General features: G+C 70.3%; 22 protein-coding genes. 14 read left to right on the top strand and 8 right to left on the bottom strand.

Going from position 1 to position 23,064, the window contains the following annotated elements:
• Nucleotides 1-4: 4 nt before the first annotated feature.
• Nucleotides 5-667 (bottom strand): S26 family signal peptidase, encoded by a 663-nt coding sequence (locus tag EXE44_RS05965; protein WP_137716370.1) that lies wholly within the window; start codon nt 665-667, stop codon nt 5-7.
• A gap of 133 nt (nt 668-800) precedes the next feature.
• Between EXE44_RS05965 and EXE44_RS05960 the strand changes: the two genes are divergently transcribed.
• Nucleotides 801-1,985, top strand: coding sequence for a glycine cleavage system aminomethyltransferase GcvT (locus tag EXE44_RS05960; RefSeq protein WP_137716369.1), 1,185 nt, complete (start codon nt 801-803; stop codon nt 1,983-1,985).
• A gap of 31 nt (nt 1,986-2,016) precedes the next feature.
• Here EXE44_RS05960 and moaC read toward each other — a convergent pair whose 3' ends face one another.
• Together moaC and EXE44_RS05950 are read right to left on the bottom strand one after the other, a co-directional pair.
• Nucleotides 2,017-2,559: a cyclic pyranopterin monophosphate synthase MoaC gene (moaC, locus tag EXE44_RS05955; RefSeq protein WP_137716368.1), complete on the bottom strand. Its 543-nt coding sequence runs from the start codon at nt 2,557-2,559 to the stop codon at nt 2,017-2,019.
• Complete coding sequence (locus tag EXE44_RS05950; RefSeq protein WP_137716367.1) at nt 2,552-4,009, bottom strand: NAD(P)H-hydrate dehydratase; 1,458 nt, start codon at nt 4,007-4,009, stop codon at nt 2,552-2,554. The genes moaC and EXE44_RS05950 overlap by 8 nt, the downstream gene beginning before the upstream one ends.
• A gap of 286 nt (nt 4,010-4,295) precedes the next feature.
• On the opposite strand from EXE44_RS05950, the gene EXE44_RS05945 reads away from it, so the two are divergent.
• Both EXE44_RS05945 and EXE44_RS05940 read left to right on the top strand, forming a co-directional pair.
• On the top strand, nt 4,296-5,360 hold the full coding sequence (locus EXE44_RS05945) for a glycosyltransferase (protein WP_137716366.1): 1,065 nt from the start codon (nt 4,296-4,298) through the stop codon (nt 5,358-5,360).
• Nucleotides 5,361-7,097: a DUF2070 family protein gene (locus EXE44_RS05940; RefSeq protein WP_121562409.1), complete on the top strand. Its 1,737-nt coding sequence runs from the start codon at nt 5,361-5,363 to the stop codon at nt 7,095-7,097.
• A 56-nt stretch (nt 7,098-7,153) separates the two neighbouring features.
• On the opposite strand, the gene EXE44_RS05935 is transcribed toward EXE44_RS05940, so the two are convergent.
• Together EXE44_RS05935 and EXE44_RS05930 are read right to left on the bottom strand one after the other, a co-directional pair.
• Entirely contained in the window at nt 7,154-7,873 is a 720-nt protein-coding gene (locus EXE44_RS05935; RefSeq protein WP_137716365.1) for an HU family DNA-binding protein, read from the bottom strand.
• Nucleotides 7,874-8,061: 188 nt separating this feature from the next.
• On the bottom strand, nt 8,062-9,075 hold the full coding sequence (locus EXE44_RS05930; RefSeq protein WP_137716364.1) for a lysylphosphatidylglycerol synthase transmembrane domain-containing protein: 1,014 nt from the start codon (nt 9,073-9,075) through the stop codon (nt 8,062-8,064).
• 147 nt (nt 9,076-9,222) lie between these two features.
• On the opposite strand from EXE44_RS05930, the gene EXE44_RS05925 reads away from it, so the two are divergent.
• The 11 genes from EXE44_RS05925 (at nt 9,223) to EXE44_RS05875 (ending at nt 21,168) form a co-directional block, all read left to right on the top strand.
• Entirely contained in the window at nt 9,223-10,089 is an 867-nt protein-coding gene (locus EXE44_RS05925) for a hypothetical protein (protein ID WP_137716363.1), read from the top strand.
• A 58-nt stretch (nt 10,090-10,147) separates the two neighbouring features.
• Nucleotides 10,148-11,170 (top strand): glycosyltransferase family 4 protein, encoded by a 1,023-nt coding sequence (locus EXE44_RS05920; protein WP_137716362.1) that lies wholly within the window; start codon nt 10,148-10,150, stop codon nt 11,168-11,170.
• A gap of 88 nt (nt 11,171-11,258) precedes the next feature.
• The gene (gene proC / locus EXE44_RS05915; RefSeq protein WP_137716361.1) at nt 11,259-12,035 is read left to right on the top strand and encodes a pyrroline-5-carboxylate reductase; all 777 of its coding nucleotides are present in this window, start codon (nt 11,259-11,261) and stop codon (nt 12,033-12,035) included.
• Entirely contained in the window at nt 12,028-12,903 is an 876-nt protein-coding gene (gene proB, locus EXE44_RS05910; RefSeq protein ID WP_137716360.1) for a glutamate 5-kinase, read from the top strand. The genes proC and proB overlap by 8 nt, the downstream gene beginning before the upstream one ends.
• Complete coding sequence (locus EXE44_RS05905; protein ID WP_199241185.1) at nt 12,896-14,251, top strand: glutamate-5-semialdehyde dehydrogenase; 1,356 nt, start codon at nt 12,896-12,898, stop codon at nt 14,249-14,251. The genes proB and EXE44_RS05905 overlap by 8 nt, the downstream gene beginning before the upstream one ends.
• Nucleotides 14,252-14,493: 242 nt before the next feature.
• A complete protein-coding gene (locus EXE44_RS05900) occupies nt 14,494-15,327 on the top strand; it encodes an MBL fold metallo-hydrolase (RefSeq protein ID WP_137716358.1) in 834 nt (277 codons plus the stop codon).
• Between the two features lie 93 nt (nt 15,328-15,420).
• Nucleotides 15,421-17,205 carry an alanine-zipper protein gene (locus EXE44_RS05895; protein WP_137716357.1) on the top strand — a complete coding sequence of 595 codons (1,785 nt, stop codon included), beginning with the start codon at nt 15,421-15,423 and terminating at the stop codon, nt 17,203-17,205.
• A 108-nt stretch (nt 17,206-17,313) separates the two neighbouring features.
• On the top strand, nt 17,314-18,219 hold the full coding sequence (locus tag EXE44_RS05890; protein ID WP_137716356.1) for a hypothetical protein: 906 nt from the start codon (nt 17,314-17,316) through the stop codon (nt 18,217-18,219).
• 419 nt (nt 18,220-18,638) lie between these two features.
• On the top strand, nt 18,639-19,019 hold the full coding sequence (locus tag EXE44_RS05885) for a DUF5805 domain-containing protein (RefSeq protein WP_137716355.1): 381 nt from the start codon (nt 18,639-18,641) through the stop codon (nt 19,017-19,019).
• On the top strand, nt 19,012-20,043 hold the full coding sequence (locus tag EXE44_RS05880; RefSeq protein ID WP_137716354.1) for a tyrosine-type recombinase/integrase: 1,032 nt from the start codon (nt 19,012-19,014) through the stop codon (nt 20,041-20,043). Before EXE44_RS05885 ends, EXE44_RS05880 begins: the two co-directional genes overlap by 8 nt.
• A 252-nt stretch (nt 20,044-20,295) precedes the next feature.
• Nucleotides 20,296-21,168 carry a phosphatase PAP2 family protein gene (locus EXE44_RS05875; protein WP_199241184.1) on the top strand — a complete coding sequence of 291 codons (873 nt, stop codon included), beginning with the start codon at nt 20,296-20,298 and terminating at the stop codon, nt 21,166-21,168.
• Between the two features lie 116 nt (nt 21,169-21,284).
• Here the strand turns inward: EXE44_RS05875 and ftsY are convergent, their stop codons facing one another.
• From ftsY to rpl18a, 3 genes are read right to left on the bottom strand one after another with little or no spacing between them, the layout of a single operon-like run.
• Nucleotides 21,285-22,376, bottom strand: coding sequence for a signal recognition particle-docking protein FtsY (gene ftsY / locus EXE44_RS05870; protein WP_137716352.1), 1,092 nt, complete (start codon nt 22,374-22,376; stop codon nt 21,285-21,287).
• A gap of 15 nt (nt 22,377-22,391) precedes the next feature.
• Nucleotides 22,392-22,850: a prefoldin subunit alpha gene (gene pfdA, locus EXE44_RS05865; RefSeq protein ID WP_121564697.1), complete on the bottom strand. Its 459-nt coding sequence runs from the start codon at nt 22,848-22,850 to the stop codon at nt 22,392-22,394.
• Nucleotides 22,850-23,026, bottom strand: coding sequence for a 50S ribosomal protein L18Ae (rpl18a, locus tag EXE44_RS05860; RefSeq protein ID WP_053771299.1), 177 nt, complete (start codon nt 23,024-23,026; stop codon nt 22,850-22,852). The genes pfdA and rpl18a overlap by 1 nt, the downstream gene beginning before the upstream one ends.
• Nucleotides 23,027-23,064 lie beyond the last annotated feature (38 nt).

Raw genomic sequence — 23,064 nt, 5'->3', positions numbered from 1 at the left:
CGACTCACCGCCGCCGTTTCCACCGGATCCGTCCGAGCAACAGCGTCCCGATTCCCCCCGCGAGCCCCGCGGCGCCGACGAGGACGACGCCGGTCGCGACCCCGCCGTAGCGCGCGGCCGCCGCGTCGACGCCCACCCGTATCCAGCCGAGGTTCGGCACCGCGAACAGCGCCTTCCCGGCGATCCACTCGTCGGGGACGACGGGCGCGATGCCCGCGCTCTGGTCGTACAGCTCGTTCGCGTCGCCGTAGGTGACGTACCCGTCGTACGGCGCCGGGCACGTGGCCAGCTCCGCGCAGTCAGCGGCGAGGAGCGCCGGGTCGGCCCGCTCCGTCCAGTCCTCGCCGGCGTCGACCGCGAACGCCAACCGGTGGAACACCGGTCTCCCGTCCGCCCCCGGGACGGTGTAGACGACGACGTCGCCCGTCTCGCCGAGCCGCGCCGGCGCGTTCGGGTCGGCGGCGGTCGAGAGGTCGCCCCACGGCGCCCGGTCGGCCGCCGTCACGACGACGAGGTCGCCGCGCTCGACCCCGGGCGCCATGCTGCCGCTCTCGACCGCGACGAACGGCGGCCAGGTCCCGACGAGCGCGAACAGGAGGACCGCGGCGACGACCACGGCGACCGCGGGGGCGAGCGGACCGGGCCGGTCGGGGCGACGGCTGCTCACGCCGGAGTGAGGGGCCGGCGACCGCTTGAGGCTGTCGGCCGAGTCGACGACGGGCGCGACCGCGGCGGGGGGCGCCGCCGACGCGGACCGCCGATGTCACAAAGCCTTAGGTTCGTCCCGGAGAGGTGCGGGTATGACCGATCGCCTCCCTCCGCTCCACGAAGCCCACGACGAGCGCGGCGCCAAGTTCACCGACTTCGGCGGCTGGCAGATGCCCGTCGAGTTCGACTCGATCCGGACCGAACACGCCGCGGTCCGCGAGTCGGTCGGCGTCTTCGACGTGTCGCACATGGGCGAGATCGAGGTGTCCGGCCCGGACGCGACGGAGCTGCTGAACCGACTCACCACGAACGACGTGCGCGCGCTCGACCCCGGCGACTCGCAGTACGCCGCCATCACGGACGACGAGGGCGTGATGCTCGACGACACGGTCGTCTACCGGCTCCCCGACGGGACCGCAGCCGGCGAGGCGGCCGCGTCGCTCGCGGACCTCGACGCGACCCACGACGGCGACCTCGACGCCCCGAGCGGCGACCCCGCGTACCTCTTCGTGCCGAACGCCGGCCACGACGGGCAGATGTACGACCGCTGGACCGCGCACCGCGACGAGTGGGGCCTCGACGCGACCGTCGCGAACGCCACCGACGACTGGGCGATGCTCGCAGTTCAGGGCCCCGACGCGGCCGACGCGCTCGACGAGGCGACGCCGCGGGACCGGGTCGTCGGCCTCTCGAAGTTCGAGGCGGCGGTCGCGGCGGTGGCCGGCACGGAGTGCTGGGTCGCGCGCACCGGCTACACCGGCGAGGACGGCTTCGAAGTGATGTGTCCGGCCGACGCCGCCGAGTCCGTCTGGGCGGCGTTCGTCGACGGGCCGCTGGAGGCCCAGCCCTGCGGGCTCGGCGCCCGCGACACGCTCCGCACCGAGATGGGCTACCTGCTGTCCGGACAGGACTTCGACCCGGAGAGCGAGCCCCGGACGCCGTACGAGGCTCGGATCGGCTTCGTCGTCAAGCTCGACACGGAGTTCGTCGGGCGCGACGCCTTGGAGGCCCAGCAGGAGGAGGGAGTCGACGAGAAGTTCGTCGGCGTCCGCCTCCGCGAGCGCGGCGTCCCCCGGAACGGGTACGCCGTCACCGACGGCGACCTCACCCGCGTCGGGAAGCTCACCTCCGGGACGATGAGCCCGACGCTCGACGAGCCCATCGGCTTGGGCTACCTCCACGAGTCGTACGCCGACGCCGGCACCGAAGTGAGCGTCGTCGTGCGCGGCGACGAGAAGCGCGCCGAGGTCGTGATCCCGCCGTTCCTCGACCGCTGAACCTCCCCCGCGACCGCGCAGCAGTCGGCGACTACTCCCCGACCGGGTCCTTCCGCTTTTCGACGACCTCGACGTCCGAAATCCGCGTGTCGGGATACCCGCCGTCGGCGTCCTTCTCGGCGGCCTTCACCATGTCCCAGACGGTGTTGAGGCCGGTCGTGACGCCCTCCAGCGCCTCCATCTCGCAGCCCGTCTTGCCGGTGGTCTCGACCGCGACGGTGAGTTCGATCCGGTCGTCGCCGACCGCGAACTCGGTGTCGACGTTCGTGATCGGGATCTGGTGGCACATCGGGATCGTCTCCCAGGTGTGTTTCACGGCCTGAACCGCGCCGATACGGGCGGTCGCGAGCACGTCGCCCTTCTCGACCGCGTCGGCCTCGACCGCGTGGATCGTCTCCGGGGTCAGCCGGATCTCGCCGCAGGCGACCGCGCGGCGCCTGCTGTCGGGCTTCGCGCCCACGTCGACCATCTGGACGTCGCCCGCGTCGTCGGTGTGGGTCAGCGCGTCCGCGCCGGCGGGGTCCGCGCTCGCTCCGTCGCCCGCCGCGCCGTCGCCGGGTCCGTCGTCACTCATTACGCATCGCCTCCGGCAGCCGGTCGGGTAAGTCCGTCGCCACCAGGCCGGCGCCGTTCGCGTCGGCCGCTGCGTCCCCGGCGCGCCCGACGACGTACGCGCCGACCGCGGCCGCTCGGAACGGGTCCGCGACGGCCGCGAGCGCGCCGACCGTCCCCGCAAGCACGTCGCCGGTCCCGCCGACGGTCATCCCGGGGTTGCCGGTGCGGTTCAGCCGCAGGTCGTCGGCGTCGGCGATCACGTCGACCGCGCCCTTCACGAGCAGGACGTGGGCGAGGTCGGCGGCGAACTCCCGGACCAGTTCGGCTCGCTCGTCGGAGTCGGCCGCCGTCTCGCCGCCCATGTCGACCAGTTCGCCCTGATGCGGGGTACAGATCAGGTCGGCGTCCGTGTCGACCTCGGGGACGACCCGGAGCGCGTCGGCGTCGACGACCGCCCGCCCGTCGTAGGCCGTCAGGAACTCGCGGACGAACTCGCGGGTCCCGTCGCCGTCACCCAGTCCGGGACCGAGGACGACGGCGTCGTTCTCGGCCGCGAGCGACGCGACCCGGTCCGCGTGCGCCGGGCCGACCCGGTCGCCGGGGAGCGGCCGGACGATGAGGTTCGGCGAGAAGCCCTGGACCGCGTCCGCGACCGATTCCGGACACGCCACCCGCACGAGGTCCGCGCCCGCGCGGAGGGCGGCGAGCGCGGACAGCGTCGGCGCGCCGGTGTACGGGCCGCCGCCGACCACCAGCACCTCGCCGTTGTCGCCCTTGTGGGAGTCGGGGTCGCGGTCGAGGCCGAGGAGGTCCCCCGGGCCCGTGTACCGCTCCGCGGCGGCCGGGATCCCGATGTCGGCGACCGTGACCGCGGCGTCGAGCGCGGCCAGCCCGGGCTTCTCGTCGTGGAACGTCACCACGCGGTCGGCGTCGACGGCGACCGCGTCCGGTCCTCCCGTCGGGTCGCCCGTGTCGGCGTCGATCCCGGAGGGCACGTCGACCGCGATCACCGTCGCGTCGCTCGCGTTGATCGCGGCGGCCGCGGTCCGCTCCGGTTCGCGGAGCCCGCCGGATATCCCGGACCCGAGCATCGCGTCGACGATCACGTCGGGGTCGTCGCCGTCGGGCGCACCGAGGTCGAGATCGCGCGAGTCGGTTACCGTCTCCCGAGGAATCTCCGCGTTCTCGAGCGCCGCCCAGTTTTCCCGCGCGATGTCGGTCCGGATCGTCTCGGTGCGGCCGAGCAGGTGGACCCGGACGGCGTACCCCTTCAGGAACCGCGCCGCGACGAGGGCGTCGCCGCCGTTGTTCCCGCGGCCGCAGACGAGCGCGACGGTCGCGCCCGGGTCCGCGACGGCCCGCACCTCGCGGGCGACCGCGTTGCCGGACGACTCCATCAGCTGCTTGCGCGGCACGCCGAGCGCCGCCGCGTTGGCGTCGACGGCCGCCATGCGATCGGTCGGTATCATGGTCGGCGGTTCGGGCGCCCGGGGATTAAGCGAGTGGGGTCCGGCGGGGCGGGTCCGGCGGGCGGGCCCGGGGTGTTCGCCCGCGTCGCCCGCCCAGCCGAGTCGGCTCGGGAAATGAAAATGTTGAAGCGGTCCGGTAGTGAAGTCGGCGAATGACCGTGGTACTCGCAGTAGCCGTCGGCGCGGACGACGAGCCGAGCCCCGCCCCGACCGGCGCGTCCCCCGCCGGTCGGCCCCTCCGCGGCGGTTCCGGCCGCCGGCAACCCCCCAACCGTCAGACGCGACCATGAACATCGGCTTCTTCACCGACAGCTACTTCCCCGGTATCGACGGCGTCACCTACACCATCCAGTCGTGGCGCGACCGGCTCGAATCCCGGGGACACGACGTCTACGTGGTGTATCCGGAGAGCAGCCACGAGCCGGACGACCACGAGATTCCGGTGCCGTCGCTGCCGAACCCCTTCTACCGTCAGTACCGCCTCCCCACGTTCCGCCGCCTGTCGTCGCTCCCCGACCTCGACGTGGTCCACTGCCACGGCCCGGCGTCGACCGGGCTGATGGGCCTCCGGTACGCGAAGCGGTACGGCGCGACCTCCGTGTACACGCACCACACCCCCGTCGAGGACTACTTCGTCCAGGGGCTCAAGTCGGAGCGGCTCGCCTCGCTCGTCGGGCGGGCGTACGTCGCCTACGAGAACCGCTTCCTCAACGCGTTCGACTGCGTCACGGCCTCCACCTCGCGGATCCGACGGGACGTGGAGCCGTACCGGCTCCCGGTCGGGATCGAGATGGACCGGTTCCGGCCGCGAGAGAACGCCCGCGTGACCGCGACGGCGACCGACGGCGGGCCGACGGCCGTCGACGCGCCGGTCGTCGGGTACAGCGGCCGGATGACCCGCAAGAAGAACGTCGACGAGATCCTCCGGCTCGCGGACCGGCTGCCCGAGGTGCGGTTCGAACTCGTCGGCGAGGGGCCGGTCCGCGCGGATCTGGAGGCCGACGCGCCGGGGAACGTCCGGTTCCACGACTTCCTGCCGCGCGAGGATCTCCCCGACTTCTACGCCGCCCTCGACGTGTTCGTCACGGCGTCGACCTGCGACACGCTCGGGCTCTCGACGCTGGAGGCGAACGCCTGCGGCACGCCGGTCGCCGCCGCGGACGTGGCGCCGTTCGACGAGACGATCGGCCCCGAGAACGGGGCGCGCTTCGCATTCGGCGACCTCGACGACATGGAACGCGCGGTCCGCGACTGCCTCGACGGCGACCGGGACACCCGCGACGCGGTCGAGCGGTTCTCCGTGGAACAGACCGTCGACGAGCTCGAATCGATATACGGGGTGACGGCGTAGATGGGCGCGGACAACGTCGACGCCTTCCAGCGGTTCGTCTTCTCGGTGCCGCCCCTCCGGATCCAGGCGGCCGCGCTCGTCGTGCTCAGCGCCGTCTACGGGGTGGGCACGTTCGGGGGCATCTGGCTCTTCACGCCGTTCGCGCCGGACCCGTCTCGGATCGTCCCCGTCGCCGCCCTCATCTTCCTGATCCCGTTCGTGGTCGCGGCCGAGCTGTTCCCTCGCGTGCTCGACGGCTATCCGCGGTCGTGGAGCTACTTCCTCGCGCTCACCTCGCAGTTCGTCCTGTTCGTCTACGCGCTGGTTCTCTCCGGGGCGGACAACGTCGGGAACGCCTGGAGCATCATCTGGCTCAGCTTCATCACGCTGTACCTGATCAACATCCTGGTGCTCGTCGTCTCGACGGGGATCGACCGCTCCGACCGGATCCTGCTCGTCTCGCTCGCCGAGCCGGCGGCGCTCATCGCCGCCTTCTACGCGCTGGGCGGGAGCGAGCTCGGCTTCTCGACGTACCGGCACGTGTTCGCGTTCGCCTCGCTGCTCATCGCGGCGGGCTTCCTCGTGCTGGTCCTCGTCGTCGTCGACTACCTGATCAAGAGCAACACCGACGTCTCCGCGTTCGCGCTCACCTCCGGCCTCCTCCGGAACGACCGCGAGTCGCTCGACCTGGGGGTCGAGGCCCGCCCGGCCGTCGAGACGTTCGCCGTCGACAACGGGAGCCGGCTCACGGTGGCGGCCCCGTGGGTCCACCCCGGTCCGCTCGGCGGGTTCGGCGGCGGCCAGCTGAGCGGGAACCTGATCGAGGCGCTGAACGAGGGGCGCGGGGTCGACGGGACGGAACGCGCCGCGGCCCCGGCCGCGACCGACGGCGGCGCCGCGGCCGAGGACGCGGCCGGCTTCTTCTTCCACGTCCCGTGTACGCACAAGGAGGACCTCTCGAACCCCGCGGACGCGGAGCGGATCCTCGACGCGGTCGCGGACCCGGACCGGACCGAGCGCGTCTCGCGGCTCGTGACCGAGTCGTACGGCGAGCGGGACGGCTACGCGGACGTGCGGTTCCACGGCCGCCGGATCGGGGACAAGGAGGTAATCGTCCTCCACGGCGAGGGGATCGACGACTACGACACGGGCGTGTTCATGCGCGACGTCGACCACGACGAGGTGCTGTTGATCGACCAGCACCGACACGACATCCAGAACGGCCCCGACGTGGAGATCCAGTACGGCTCCGCGACGGCCGACCGCCTGAAGCGCGCGTTCGACGACTTCCGCGACCGGCTCGCTGACGCCGACCTCGTCGAGGACTACGCCGCCGGGTTCTCCGTGACGCGGACCGGCCAGGACGCGCTGGCGATGGTCGAGCGCGTCGACGGCCAGGAGGTCCTCTGGATCGGCGTCGACACCAACGGGCTCACCCCCGACGTGCGGGCGACCGCCGACGAGTACCGCGCGGAGTTCGACGCGGTGATCCCCTTCTCGACGGACACCCACGCGTCGATCCACGAGCTGGCGAACATGCGCGAGTCCGACATCGACGCCATCGAGGGCGCGGTCGACCGCGCCGTCGACGACGTCGCGCCCGCGACGGTCGGGTTCGAGAGCAACCGGACCGAGCCGGTGAAGCTCCTGAAGAACGACTACAACGGGCTCGTGTTCAGCGTCAACATCCTCATCCGCCTCACGCTCATCTCGCTGGTGATCCTGTACGCGCTGCTCGTGCTGTGGCTGTTCTTCTGAGCGGCGCGGCTTCGCGGGGGTCGGCGTGACTCGCCGCGCCGGCGCGGCGCTCGCTCTCAGTTCACCTGCCCGGAGAGCTCGGCGCCGGCCTTGAACTTGACCTCGTTCTTCGCCGCGCTCTCGGTCCGCTTGCCGGTCTGCGGGTTCCGCCCCGTCCTGGCGCTCCGCTTCGAGATGCTGAACGAGCCGAACGCCTCGCTCACCACGACCGTTCCCCCGCTCTGAAGGCCGTCGGCCGTCACGGTGACGAGCGCGTCCAGCAGCCGCGCCGCCTCGCGCGCCGCGAGCCCCTGGTCGGAGCTGCGCCCGGTGTCGCTCGCGACGGACTCGGCGTCGATCCGCACGTCGGCGTCGCGACACTTGGCGCTCGCCACGTCGCCGCGGCCGGGGTTGAGATCGAGCGCGGCCGCGAACGCCGGACACGGGTCGAACGTCACCGGCGAGCCGTCGCCGCCTCGGTCCGACCGCGGGTTTCGCCCGGTCCGAGCGCTGCGCTTCGAGATACTGAACCGCCCGAAGTCCTCGACCCGGGCGCTGTCTCCCCGCCGTAACGCGGCGGTGACCGCGCCGGTGATCGCGTCGAGCCCGCGGGCCGCGTCCCGCGGCGAGAGGCCGCTCTCGACCGCGATCGCTTCGACCAACTCTGGTCGCTTCGACGCCGCCACCCCGCCGCCGCCCGCCGCGACGCCGAGTCCGAGCGCGGCCGAGACGAGCGCCCCGCGCCGCAGGACGGTGCGCCGATCGATGCCGTTTTCCGTTGTTTTCCTCCCGTTCATGCCACTTATACGCCCTTTCAGGAGATAATGGTATCTGAGGGATCGGCCGGATCGTATCCGCGGCCTCGTGGACGGCCGTCTCCGCGTCCCCGCGAGCGAAAGTCAGCGGCGGCGATACGCTCGGGAGCGCGGCGTACGCGCTCGGCGCGTCGCTGCGGGGGCGAGGTGAGCGGTCCTGACGCGGTGCGCTACTCGAACGCCTTCACGCCCAGCGCGGACGCGGAGGCGCCCCCGATCACCATCGGCACCCAGTAGACGGCGCCGCGGAAGACGAGGACTGCGGCGGTGATCGCGGAGGCGGCGACGCCGGTCGTCGGGACGAGCAGGCCGACGAGCGCGGCCTCGATGCCGCCCAGCCCGCCGGGGAGCGGTGTCGCGCCCGCGACGTACGACAGCGGGACGACGAAGACCGGGATCACCGGCGAGATCGGGTGGCCGACCGCGGCGAACGCGGCGGTGAGCGCGGCGGCCTGGAAGAGCCAGCCGAGCAGCGAGAGCGCGACGATCCCGAGGAGGCGCGGCCGGTCGGTGCCGACGCGCTCGATGTCGGCGAAGAAGTTGCCGAGCCGGTCGGCGAGGCCGGCCTCTATCGTCTCGGCGTCGAAGCGGTCGAAGCGCCCGAGGAACGGGCCGACGGCGCCCGGGACGCGGTCGACGACCGCGACGCGGTAGCGCCAGACGAACGCGATGGCCGAGACGATGGCGGCGATCAGCGCGACCGCGCTCGCGACGGCGAACCCGACGCGGTCGCCGACCGCCGTGGTGGCCGCGTACGACCCGACGCCGAGGAACACGAGCGAGACGGAGGGGACGACGTTGAGCACGTCGACGCTCGCGATGCCGACGAGCCCCGTCTCGTACCGCGCCTCGCCCACCTTCGAGATGAGCGCCGCGGCGACCGGCTCGCCGCCCGCCTGGCCGAACGGGGTGACGTTGTTCGCGAAGGCGGCGCCGCTGTACACGAGGAACGCGGTCCGGACGGACATCTCGACGTCGAGGGCGCCCAGCACGGCGCGGAGCATGAGGCTCCAGGCCGCGAGCCAGCAGAGCCCGAGGCCGAGCGTCACGGCGACGAGGCCCGGGTCGGCGGCCGCGAGCGCGTCGACGATGCGGTCGACGCCGACGACGACGAAAAGCACCGCGAGGAGGAGGACGGCGCCGCCCGCACCGAGGATGAGCGCGCGCCGTTGTGGGCCGTCCATAGACTGGGTGGGGCGGTAGCGAACTTGAAACGTCTGCTTCGCGCCCGCCGGCGCGTGGCGTCTCTGAGCCCCGGCCACGCTCGCGGACCGCCGGTCCGGGGGCGAGAATGAGAATACATACGTACCGCCGGGCCGACGGCCCACCTAATGGAAGATCAGCGGTTCCTCGAGTCGGAGTGGGATTACTGTCTGGTGCTCGACGCGTGCCGGTACGACGTGTTCGCGGACGTGTACGACGAGTACCTCGACGGCACGCTCGAGAAGCGGCGCAGCGTCGGCTCGTCGACGCCCGAGTGGGCCTACCGCACGTTCACCGACGACCACGACATCGCGTACTTCTCCGGGAACCCCTTCATCAACGACCTGGGGATCCCGCTGAACGAGCTGAAGTGGGGCGCCAGCTGCGACTACGAGTGGACCGCCTCCGAGCACATCAGCGACATCCACGACGTGTGGAAGACCGACTGGGACGACGACCTCGGCACCGTCCCGCCGGAGGGGCTCGCTGACGCGTTCCACCGCAACCAAGACGCCGTCGAGCGCGCCGACCGCACCGTACTCCACTACATGCAGCCGCACGCGCCCTACCTCTCGCGCGGGAAGGGGCAGAAGCTCAAGCAGATCCAGAAGGGGATCAGAGAGCAGGGGGAAGCGGAGGAAAACGATGGGAGCGAGGACGACGGCGGGCTGCTCTCCTCGCTCAGCGACTCCGTCCGGCCGAAGATCGAGAGCCGGCTCGACGACAGCGAGTTCGCCCAGAAGGCGGGCCTGTGGCTCGAACTCGACCCGAAGGACCTCGTCAAGGACGGCACGCGCGTGACCGCGCTGTCGATGTACGAGGAGAACCTCCGGATCGCCTTAGAGAGCGTCTCGGAGCTCGTCGACGAGCTCGACGGCGACGTGGTCGTCACCGCCGACCACGGCGAGGCGTTCGGCGAGGAGGGCGTCTGGGAGCACCACATCGAGACGTACATCCCCGCGCTGATGGAGGTCCCGTGGCTGGAAGTCGAGTGAGCGACGGGGGTGGGGCCCGAGACGCGACCGCCGCGCGGCCGCGACCGTCGATCCGCCGATGAAGGTCAGCCACTACTTCGAGTTCGCGGAGCACGTCACCGGCGGCGTGGCGGCCTCGGTCGACCACCAGCGCAAGATGTTCGACCGGGTCGGCATCGACTACACGACGGAGCCGACGCTCGACGCCGACGTGCTCCACCTCAACCTGATGGGCCCGCGCTCGGTCTGGTACGCGCGCCGCGCCCGGAAGGCGGGCGTCCCCGTCGTCGCGCACACCCACGTCACCGCGGAGGACTTCGGCGACAGCTTCCGGTTCACGAACGCGCTCGCGCGGCCGCTGAGGCCGTACCTCCGGCGCGCGTACGGGCTCGCCGACCGGCTGATCTGCCCCTCCGAGTACAACCGAGCGGTGATCGAGGAGTACACCGACGCGCCGACGACCGTCGTCTCCAACGGCGTCGACCGCGGGAAGCTCGACGGGTTCGAGTCGCTTGAGGCCGAGTACCGCGACCGCTACGACCTGGACCCGCCGACGGTGTTCATGGTCGGCCACGTGATCAAGCGGAAGGGGTTAGAGACGTTCGTCGAGACGGCCCACCGGATGCCGGACGTCGACTTCGTCTGGTTCGGCCCCATCGACCGGTCGCTGAAGGGCCGCGAGACGAAGCGGCTCGTCGACGAGGCGCCCAGGAACTGTACGTTCACGGGGTTCGTCGACGACATCCGCGGCGCGTACGCCGCGGGCGACGTGTTCTGTTTCCCGACCCACGAGGAGAACGAGGGGATCGCGCTGCTGGAGGCGATGTCCGCCGGCAAGCCGCTCGTCGTGCGCGACATCGAGACGTTCTCGTGGCTGGACGACGGCGAGGAGTGCCTGAAGGTCGGCGACGCGGACGACGGGGCGCACGCCGCGGCCGACGCTCGCGGGGACAACGTCGAGGGGTTCGTCGAGGCCATCGACGCGCTCCGCGACGCCGACCGCCGGGCGGAACTCGGCGCGCGGGCCGCCGAGCGAAGCGAGGCCTTCTCGCTCGACGCGATCGCCGACCGCTACCGATCGCTGTACGCGGATCTGGTGTAAGCGGCCGCGAAGGGAACGGAATCGACCGTTCCCGGAAAATTGCGAAAACCGCAGTTGGTATGTCCGCCCGACGATTCCGTAGGGCCAAATGACTCGAGTGAGCGTTATCGGCTGCGGGAACATGGGGGGTGCCCTGCTCAGGGGGCTCGCCCGCGTTGATGGGTACCACCTGACGGCGATCGACCTCGATCCCGAGGCGCTCGCCGCGATCGAGGACGCCGTCGACGGGACGACCGAGGACGTGGCGGCGGCGCGCGACGCCGACATCGTCGTCCTCGCGGTGAAGCCGGACGTGGCGCCCGCGGTCCTCGACGACCTCGACCTCCGCGGGGACCAGCAGCTGGTGACGCTGGCGGCGGGGCTCCCCCGCGAGTTCGTCGCGGCGCGCACCGACGCCTCCGTCGTCCGGATCATGCCCAACCTCGCGGCGGAGACGGGGAACATGGCCGCGGCCGCGACGCACGAGGGGCTCACCGACGAGGTCCGCGCGATGCTCGACGCGGTCGGCGAGTTCGTCGAGGTCGACGAGTCGCTGATGCACGTCTCGACGGCGGTCAACGGCAGCGGTCCCGCGTTCGCGTTCTACCTGATCGACGCGATGAAGCAGGGCGGGATCGACAGCGGGCTCGACCCCGAACAGGCGGAGACGCTGGCCGCTCAGACCTTCAAGGGCGCGGCCGAGACGGTGCTGCGCGACGACCGCAGCGTCGACGAGCTCATCGACGCGGTCTGCTCGCCGAACGGCACGACGATAGAGGGGATGGACGTGCTGTGGGACAGCGAGGCCGACGCGGCGGTCGAGGACGCGGTCGCGGCCGCCGAGCGCCGGTCCCGGGAGCTCGCCGAGGCGTTCGACGATGGCTGAGGACGCGAGCGTGGAGCGGGTCGGCGCGACCGACGCCGACCGCGTCGCGGCCGCGCGACGGGAGGCCGCCGCGGCCGACCGCGTGATCGTCAAGGCCGGAACGAACTCCCTGACCGACGACGACTCGCGGCTGGACCGGGTGAAGCTGGACAAGCTGGTCGCGGACGTGATGGACCTCCGCGAGCGCGGCACCGAGGTCGTGCTGGTCTCCTCCGGGGCGGTCGGCGCCGGGACGGGGCGGCTCGACACGGGGCCCGAGTCGCGGGACGGCGTCGAGTCCATCGCGGAGAGCCAGGCGCTCTCGACCGTGGGCCAGGGCCTGCTGATGCGTCACTACACGCAGAGCTTCGAGCGGTTCGACCAGGACGTGGCGCAGATCCTCGTGACCGGGACCGACCTCGACGCGCCGGAGCGGTTCGACAACTTCACGAACACCGTCGAGACGCTGCTGTCGTGGGGCGTCGTCCCCGTCGTCAACGAGAACGACGCGGTCGCGACCGACGAGCTCCGGATCGGCGACAACGACATGCTGTCGGCGTCGATCGCGATCGGGCTCGACGCCGACCTCCTCGTGACGCTCACCGACGTGGACGGCGTCTACACCGGGAACCCGAAGCGCGACGGCGACGCGGAGCTGATCGAGGCCGTCGACGACGGCTACGAGCGGCTGCGGGAGATCGTCGGCGACGGCACGGAGACCGACTTCGGCGGCATCCGCACGAAGGTGGAGGGCGCCCACGACGTGAGCCGCCACGGGATCCCCGCGATCATCGCCGGGTCGGCCGAGCGCGACGTGTTAGCGCGGATCGCAGCGGGTAAGCCGACGGGCACGCTATTCGTGCCGGAGACGGGTGACGACGATGAGTGAGAGCCACACCACAGACGTGGAAGCGGACACCGACGAACTGGCCCGGCGGGCCGAGCGCGCCGCGCTGCGGCTCGCGAACGCCGACGAGGCGACCCGCGACGAGGCGCTCCGGTCGATAGCCGACGCGATCCGCGAGCGCGAATCGGAGATACTGGAGGCGAACGCGGTCGACGTGGAGGCGGCCGAGGCGATGCTCGCGGACGGCGAGTACACGCAGGCGCTGGTCGACCGCCTGAAGCTCGACGCGACGAAGGTCGAGGAGATCGCGTCGATGGTCGAGTCGGTCGCCGAACAGGACGACCCGCTCGGCGAGACGCTCGCGGCGCGCGAGCTCGACGAGGACCTCGAACTGTACCGTGTCGCGGTGCCGATCGGAGTCGTCGCGACGGTGTTCGAGTCGCGGCCCGACGCCCTGGTTCAGATCGCCGCGCTCGCGTTAAAGTCCGGGAACGCGGTCGTCCTCAAGGGCGGCAGCGAGGCCAGCGAGTCGAACCGCGTCCTCCACGAGACGATCATCGAGGCCACCCCCGACCTCCCCGACGGGTGGGCGGCCCACGTCGAGGCCCACGAGGAGGTCGACCGCCTCCTCGAACTCGACGACCGGGTCGACCTCGTGATGCCGCGCGGCTCCTCGGAGTTCGTCTCGTACATCCAGGAGAACACGCAGATCCCCGTGCTCGGTCACACCGAGGGTATCTGTCACGTGTACGTCGACGCCGACGCCGACCTGGAGATGGCGGAGGACGTTGCCTTCGACGCGAAGGTCCAGTACCCCGCCGTCTGTAACGCGGTCGAGACGCTGCTCGTCCACGAGGCAGTCGCCGACGCGTTCCTCCCGGACCTCGTCGCGCGCTACGAGGACGCCGGCGTGGAACTGCGCGGCGACGAGCGCACGCGCGAGGTCGTCGACGTCGACCCCGCGGCCGCCGACGACTGGGACACCGAGTACGGCGACCTCGAACTGTCGATCAAGGTCGTCGACGACGCCTACGACGCGATCGACCACGTCAACGACCACGGCTCGAAACACACGGAGTCGATCCTGACCGAGGACGCCGAGACGGCCGAGACGTTCATGACCGGCGTCGACGCCGCGAGCGTCTTCCACAACGCCTCGACCCGCTTCGCGGACGGCTACCGCTACGGCCTCGGCGCGGAGGTCGGCATCTCCACGGGGAAGATCCACGCCCGGGGTCCGGTCGGGCTTGAGGGGCTCACGACGTACAAGTACTACCTCGAAGGCGACGGCCATCTCGTCGCGAGCTACAGCGGCGAGGACGCGGTCCCGTTCACGCACCGCGAACTCGACGGCGCCGAGTGGACCCCCGGTCGCCTGTCGACGGAGTGACTCGCGAGTCGCGCTGACTCGCCTTCTCGTTTCGACTCACCCCCGGTAGACCGCGTCTCGCTTCTATTTTCCCGGGTTTCGCGGATCGAACTCGCTCGCGCGGTGCGCGGCAATTTTGTATAGCGGTATGCGATTTATTTGTGGCGTCCGCGACAGAAATCCGTCGTCGCTGTTCCGACACAACTGTCCGCGATCCGGCGAACTCCGGAATAATTACCCCCGCCGCTTCCGCATCGCCGTCCATGGTCGACTCCGACTGGGGCGACTGGCTGCCGCGCGCGGTCGCGGACGCCGACCCCGACACGGTGGCGCTGTGGTACCTGGGCTGTAACGGCTTCGCGATCAAGGGGAGCGAGGGGACGGTCCTCTGGATCGACCCCTACGTCGGCACGGGCGACCCGCCGCGGACGATTCGGATGATTCCGGTCCCGTTCGACCCCGCCGACGTCGAGGTCGCTGACGCGGTGCTTGCGACCCACGAGCACACGGACCACGTTCACGGGCCCTCGCAGGCGCCGATCCTGGAGAACACCGACGCGGACCTCGTGGCGCCCGACGACTCGCTCGCGGTCGCGCGCGAGGAGGAGCGGTGGACCGAGGAGTACGACGTGAGCGAGGCGGCGTTCACCGAGGTCACCGAGGGCGACGAACTGCGCGTCGGCGAGTTCACCGTTCACGTCGTCGAAACGCACGACGCGGACGCCACGCACCCGGTCGGCTACGTGATCGAACACGACGCGGGGACGGTGTTCCACGCCGGCGACAGCAAGCCCTCGCCGTCGTTCACGGGGCTCGCGGAGCGGTTCGACATCGACCTCGGAATCCTGGCGTTCGGTTCCGAGGGCACGATACCCGACAAGGAGACGGGGGAGCCGGTTCGGACGAAGTGGTACAGCGACGAGAACGAGGTCGCGACGGCGGCGAACGATCTCGGCCTCGACCGCCTGGTGCCGACCCACTGGGATATGTGGAAGGGGCTGACCGCCGACCCGACCGCGCTCCACGACCACGTGCGGAGCTACGAGTCGCCGGACCGGCTGGAGATAGTCGAGATCGGCGACCGGATCGACCTGTAAACGGGAGTCGAGCGGCCGTTTTCTCGACGTTTCGGTTATCAACCACGAAACGCGGCCCGTGGAATTTAAGCCCTTGCTCCGGGACGTGCGGGTATGAGCGAACGGACGGCGGAGGCGGCCACGACCGTCGACGAGGACGGCATCCGCGTCGAGAAATCCTTCACTGACGACGCGTTCCCCGTGCCTGCGGTGATGTACACCCTCTCTTCGCACCGCGAGGACCCCGTACGGGTGCGCATCGTCGACCGGATCCCGGAGTCGTTCCCGATGGACCGGGTCGGGTTCCACCCGGAGTACGAAAGCGAGAACTGGACGGCGTACAAGGACCACCGCGTGGAGTTCGAACGGGTGATAGACCCGGACGAGACCGTCGAGACGGTGTTCGGGATCCGCGACGAGGACCCCGACCTCGACGGGTTCCTCGGCACGCCGGTGATCGAACACGTCCCCGTCGGCGAGGAGATAGAGGACGTTCTCGGCGCCGGCGACACGGACGCGGTCCGCGAGGTGCTCTCCGGCGACCGCGCGACGCTCCCGGGAATGGCGGAGGACGACGAGCTGCTCCCGGACGACCCGGCCGAGGAACCCGCAGACGAGCCCGCATCCGAGGCCGAGGAGGACGACGCGGAGCCGACCGAGCCGCCGGAGGCAGACGCCGAACCGGAGGCCGACGCCGAGCCGGAAGCCGACGCGGCCGACGAAGCCGACGACGAGCCGGAGTCCGCGGCCCCCGAACCGCGGACCATCGAAGCGGGGACGGCCGCCGTGACGGCGCACGAGGGAGAGCCCGTCGGCGCAGCGGTGGCAGAGAGCGAGTCTGCCCCGGACGAGGAAGCCGAGCCGGCGGCCGACGACGTGCCCGAGGAAGCGCCCGAGGCGGACGACACGGACGCTGAGGAGCCTCACGAGGACGAGACGGACGAGGAGGGACCGGTCGAGGACGACGACGAGGCGGCGAGGCTGCCGGGCGAGGGCGGCCTCGCGGCGGCGCTCGCGGCCGAGATCCGCACCGGCGCGGCAGACGAGGAGGACATCGCGACCATCGAGGAGGCGTTCGAGGCCGACGTGCCGCGCAGCGTCGACGTGCGGATCGCCCGCCTCCAGTCGAGCGTGGCCGACATCGAGGCGTACGCCGACGCGCTCGCGGAGTTCATCGACGGCGAGGGCACGGCGCGGGAGATCCTCGACGGGATCGACGACCGCGTCGACGCCGTCGAGGCGGAGGTCGACGCCCTCGACGACCGCCTGGACGATGCCGACGACGAGCGCGAAACGCTCGCCTCCGACGTCTCGCGCGTCGACGCCGAAGTCGACGCCGCCACGGACGCGGTCGACGAGGTGGAGGACCGCGTGGACGCGGTGGCGGACGATGTCGAGACGGTCGAGAGCGACGTTCGGGCGGTCGAGGACGACGTCGCGGCCGTCGACGACAGCGTCGAATCGGTCCGGGGCGCCGTCTCGGCCGTCGAGAGCGACGTCGACGACCTCGCCGCCGACGTGGACCGGGTCGAGGGAGAGGCCGACGCCGTCGCGGAGTCGGTCGACGACCTGGGAGACGACGTGGAAACCCTCTACGAGGAGGTCGACAGGGCGGCCGAGCGCGCCGAGAACGCCGAGGAGACGGCCGAGAGCGCGGAGGACCTCGCCGCCGACGCGACGGAGCGCGTGGACGAGGTCGAGTCCGGGCTCGACCGCTTCGACGAGGAGTTCGACGACCTGTGGGACGACCTCGCGGAGGTCGACTCGCGGCTCACCGACATCGAGGACCGCCTCGGCGAGGACCTCGACGACGTGGCGGCCGAGATCGAGGAGATCAACGACCACCTGGACGAGCTCGACGAGTTCCGGACCAGGCTCAACGAGGCCTTCGGCCCGTAAGTCGGCCGCTGCCGACGCTGCGCCGTCTTTTTCGAAGGGCACGGCAGCGAGCCGTGGTCCCGGTTCAAAAACGCAACCCGTTTTACGCGCCCGGCCGCAGATCGCTCAATGACAGATCCGGTTCCGGTCGCGGTCCCGCGCAAGGGACGCCCGCTCGAAGCGGTGTTAGAGCGGATCGCGGCCGTCGCGGACGGCGACCGCCTCGACCGGCTCGCGGACGGCGTGAGCAACACGCTCCGGTACGAGAAGGCGGTCACGAAGGGCTCCGTCGACGCCGACGCGGGCCCGTACGAGCGGCTCGCCGAGTACTCGGACCCGGCGACCGCCGCCGAACCCGAGTTCACGCTGCTTCGCGACGACCGAAACGGGAAGCCGCGTCGGATCGTGTTCGACGCCGCGACGGTCGACCTGGGCGACGTGACGGTCAAACTCGTCGGCCGCGAGGAGCCGTTCCGCGCGCTCCGGACCCACGAGTTCGCGCTCGGATTCGACTCCGCGGACCTCGTCTTGGAGGAGGTGGTCGGCATCCGAGAGGGCGGCCTCGGCGACATCGCGGACATCAACGACCGCATCGACCCGGTCGACACCGACGTGCGCGTCGTGTCCGGCCTCGGAGACACCGTGTATCACACGCTGATGGGACGCGAGGACCGACGCGCGCCGAACACGACGTTCGACCGCGCGTACCTCGCCGACTACGAGGGCCTGCTGTGTATCTCGCCGCGGTACGAGCGCCTGGTCACCGCGGTGTTGGGCACCGACGCGCTCGACGGCGTGGAGTTCGTCTATCCCGACGCCGACGAGGAGGAGGAGGCGGCCATCGCTCGGGTGGGCCTCGGCGTCTACCTCACCGTCACCGGCTCGACGGCCCGCGAACACGGCCTCTCCGTCGGCGAGCACCTCTTCCCGAGCGAGACGGTCCTGATGCGTAACGCCGCCGAGACGGACGAATCGGTCTCTCGCGTGCTCGGGGCGTTCGAACGCGAACCGACCGACTCGGAGATACGGGTCTGAGTCCGGGTATGGTATAGCGGCATGAAATATACTCGTCGCGTCTGAACGGGGTCCGGCCACGTCGCGCTGGTCTCGGTCCGTGTTTTCGCACCGGCAGTGGCAGGAACTCCAGTCGATACGTCTCGGCGGTAACCCCTTGTCGACGAAGTCCGACCAGTTCGTGTCGTGTTCTTGAACGGTCCGACAGAATCGGGTAGCCGACTCCCTGGGCTGGCGTGTCCTAGTGCCCCCCGCATGGAAGTGATCATGGAAATTGTATATCCGGGGAAGTAGTACCACACACCTCAGATAGCAGTACTACAAAACAAGATATTTACTCAATAGCGGCGAGAACAGAGGACCACATACCGAGATAAAGTCACTTATCCGGAAATCTGGGATAGATTGAAGTTGAGAGCGCGAGAACGCTCGTTCCACAGATGGGGGGCGATCGACAGTCGGTGAAGACGTACGTGCCGACGGAGCAAAAAGAGATCTGGCGCGATCACGCCGACGAGCTCGACATGTCGCTGAGCGAGTTCGTCAGGACGATGGTACAGGCCGGACGCAGGGGCTTCGCGCCGAGCGAGTCGGCGACCGACGAGGAACCCGCTTCCGAGGGCTCCGACCCCGGGGGTCACGACCTCGAAAGGCGCGTCCGCGCGGCTCTCGAATCCGGGCCCCGATCGTGGGACGAACTGGTCCAGGCCGTGGTCGGTGACGTGGAGGACGAACTGGAGGCGACGCTCGACGATCTCCAAGATCGAAACCGGGTTCGATACAGCGGGCGTGACGGGGGGTACGTGTTGACCGATGAGTAGCGCGCGCGGGGCCCCCGAACCCGACGACCCGGTCGGATACTTCCTCGAGGACCTCACTTACCACGGCAAGACGGACCGGACCAGGGCGGCGTACGAGCGCGTCCTCCGCCGGTTCGAGGCGTTCCTCGACGGGACCGAACCGGCGTCGGCGACCCACCGCGACTGTATGGCGTTCGTCCACTCGCTGCGCGGCGACGTGGCCGACAGCACGGTCGCGACGTACGCCGCCTACCTCCACCGGTTTTACGGGTACATGACGGAGGTGGGCGCCTTCGACGGCAATCCGATGACGCTGGTGATGGAGGAGATGGACGAGACCGTCGACAAGGACCCTGCTCGGCGCGACGTCTCTATCCCGGCCATGCGGTCGTTCCTCGCCGGGATCCGCCACCCGCTCCATCGGGCGCTCGTGGTGACGCTTTTGAAGACCGGGATGCGGGTCGGCGAGCTCTGTAACCTCGACTTACGTGACCTCTCGGTCACGGATCCGGACTTGGAGGCCGCCTACGCGCTCGGAGACCGACCGGCGCTGTCGGGGCGCCCCGACTCCATCTACGTGACCGCGGAGGCGACCGTCGGCGAGGAGCTGAACGGTGAGGTGCGCACGGCCGCGAACAAGCGGAAGCGCGGGACAGTGATCCCCGTCGACGACGAGCTCCGACGGGCGCTGAAGGCGTGGCTCGCGGTTCGACCGGACTCGCCGTCGCCCGCGGAGCCGCTGTTCGTCGGCACCGCGGAGGGCTGGGGCGAGCGGCTGCGACCGCAGGCGGTCAGACACGTCGTCGAGCAGTACGCCCGCGAGGAAGGGTGGTATCGGACCGGCGGCGGCGCCGACGAGAACGTCACGCCCCACTACTTCAGACACTTCTTCACGACGCACCTCCGCGACAGGACCGGGGACCGCGGCGTGGTGAAGTACCTGCGCGGCGACGTCGCCGACGACGTGATCGATACCTACACTCACAACTGGGGCGATCAGGTGCGCGAGGTCTACGAGGCGAACGTCTACCAACTGCTCCCGTGACCGACTCGAATTCAGTCGGGTAAGAAGCGACACATTTTGTTCGAGAGCGAGTGAGTAAATCGTATGTCGCTATACCGAAATACCCCGGTCGATCTCGCTCAGGTCCAATGGACAAATCACCACTGTCGCGGCGGGTGATCACCAACGGAGCGGGAGGGGTAGCGGCGCTGGCGGCCGTTCCCTTTTCCTGCCGTACCGGCCTGCTCGGATATCGTGTCACTCATGTATCGTGAAGGCGGTGGGGAAACGACTATGGCGCTCCTCAGAGTGACCGCCCTCACCGGCCTCTCGGTTGCCGTCGGGTCGGCGGTCACAGCCCTCCTCTGTGTCGGGCCTCGACAGGTGTCCCACGCGACGAACGACCTCGGCCGCCGCGCTCGCGACATCGCGCCGTACCTCGCGGCGGCGCTGGGGTTACTGGCGGTCAAACAGCTTACCCAGGGATACCGGATCCGGATCTCCCGCGCGCTCGACTGGCGCATTACGGACGAGCTGTACGCTATCGAGGGAGAGTTCGTGGCCGCGCTCCAGCGCGCGACGCCGGACGCGACGCTCGAGCTCTTCTCGGCGGCGTACATGCTCGGGTTCGCGGTCCTGCTCGTCGCCGGACCGGTGGTGTACTTCCTCGCCGGGGACGGCGGACAGCGACACCTGAAGGAACTGCTCGTCGCCTACATGCTGAACTACGCGGTCGGGACGCTCTGTTACACGCTGTTCGTCGGCTACGGGCCGCGAAAGTACCTCGACTCGGTCGACGGGCTGCTGTATCAGTTCTACCCCGAGACGCAGGAGCTCACGGCCGCGGTCGCGTCGAACACGAACGTCTTCCCCTCGCTCCACGCCTCGCTCTCCGTGGCGGTGGCCGCCGTCGCGTGGCGCTCTCGTCGACGGTTCCCGCGTTGGGCCTGGATCGCCGGCGCCCTCGCCGCGACCGTCGTCTACTCGACGATGTACCTCGGGATCCACTGGGGGACCGACGTCGTCGCCGGCGTCGTCCTCGGCGTGGGTTCGGCGTCCGTCGGGGCGCGGATCGTGACTCGCGTCGAACGGCGGGCGGCCGGCGAAGCGCCCGATCCGGTCGACGGGCCGGCGTCAGAGCCGGAGCCGAAGCCGGGCGACGACTGATCGAGTCGCGAGATCGGGCTTCGTCGACCCGGCGGAGCGACGGGCGCGTCCCCTGAGCCGCGGCTCGTGAGACGTAACGAGCCGGAAGGAACCGGCGGGATCGGGTCGGCTGCCCGTTACTCCTCGTCGAGCAGGCTCTCGACGAGGTCCTCGGGATCGAACAGCGTGATGTCGTCGTACCCCTGTCCGGTACCTAAGAAGAGGATGGGCTTGCCGGTGACGTACGCGACCGAGATGGCGGCGCCGCCCGAGGAGTCGGCGTCGGCCTTCGTCAGGATGGCGCCGTCGATCGCCGCGGCGTCGTCGAACTCCTTCGCGCGGTTCACCGCGTCCTGGCCCGCGACCGCCTCGTCGACGAACAGCGTCATGTCCGGGTCGACGACGCGGTCGATCTTCTCCAGTTGGGCCATCAGGTCGTCGCTCGTGTGGAGCCGGCCCGCCGTGTCGCCGAGCACGACGTCGACGCCGTTCGCCTCGGCGTACTCGACGCCGTCGTAGATGACGGCCGCCGGGTCGCCGCCCTGGTCGTGGCTGATCAGGTCGCGGTCGAGCCGGTCGGCGTGTTCGCGGATCTGCTCGTTCGCTCCCGCGCGGTAGGTGTCGCCGTTCGCGAGGACCGAGGAGTAGCCGCGGTCGGCGAGCCACTCGGAGAGCTTCGCGATGCTCGTCGTCTTGCCCACGCCGTTGACGCCGGTGAAGACGATGGTGACCGGCTTGTCGGCCTCGGCGATGCGCTGCTCGAAGTCGAACTGGCCGACGGCGATCACGTCGAGCAGGGCGTCGTGGAGCGCCTCCTCGACGAGCTCGCCGGTCGTCTCGACCTGCTTGCGCGACTCCCCGAGCATGCTCTCGCGGACGCTGTCGAGGATCTGTTCGGCGACGCTCATCTCCACGTCGCTCTCGAGTAAGGCCATCTCGAGGTTCCACAGCGGCTCCTCTAAGTCCTCCTCCTCGATGATGATCCGGCCCGTCGCGAACGCCTTCGCGCGCTGGAAGGTGCTCGGCTCGTCGTCCGAGGCGTCGGCGTCGTCCGTCTCGCTCGCGTCCGCTTCGGACGCGTCACCGACGGCCGCCGCTCGGGCCTCGTCCGCGTCGGCGTCGCTCTCGGCGGTCGCCGCCTCGTCGTCGTCGGGCGCTTCCTCGGCCTCGGTCGACTCCTCGACGTCCTCGCGGAAGCCGGAGAGCTTGTCTTTCAGTCCGTCGAACACGGTCGGATCCCCGTCTTACTCCCCGTCGTCTTCCTGCGCCTGCTGCATCTGCTGCATCTGCTGTTGCTGCATCTGCTGTTGCATCTGCTGGGCCTGCTGTTCGAGCTCGTCGCTCTCGGACTCCAGCTCAGCGACCTCGTCTTCGGTCTCTTCGATGCGGTCGTCGAGCGCCTCCTGCTTGCTCCGGAGGACGTCGATGGCGTCGTCCTGCTCCTGCTCCGCGGAGTAGTTACCGCCGAGCGAGACGATGACCTCGTCGATATCCTGGACCTCGGCGCGGAGGTAGGCGCCGCCGCCGAGCGGGACCTGGACCGTCGAGCCCGTGTCGAGCGTCTCGATGGCCTCGATCGCGTCGTCGATGTCCGCCTTCTCCTCGCGGTAGTCGGCGATCTCGGCCTCGAGCGCCTCGATCTCCTCGTCGAGCGCCTGGATCTCCTGCGAGAGCTGCTGAAGCTGCTGTTGTCCGCCGCCCATCATGCCTCGGACACCTCCTCGATCTCGATCTGGGTGCGCTTGCGGTTGTGCTGGCTCCCGACCGTGGTGTAGATGCGCTCGCGGGCGAGGTCCTCGTTCTCCGCTTCGACGTCCTTCGTGAACGGCTGGTCGCCGTCTCGGCTCTGGAACCGTCCACTCACCGTGTAGGTACTCATGTTCCTCGATCCGGCAGGGACAGGGAAGTATCTTCCTA

The organism is Halorubrum sp. SS7 (assembly GCF_005435055.1).
Classification (GTDB): Archaea; Halobacteriota; Halobacteria; order Halobacteriales; family Haloferacaceae; genus Halorubrum; species Halorubrum salinarum.
This window is presented reverse-complemented; position numbering and strand designations above follow the sequence as displayed.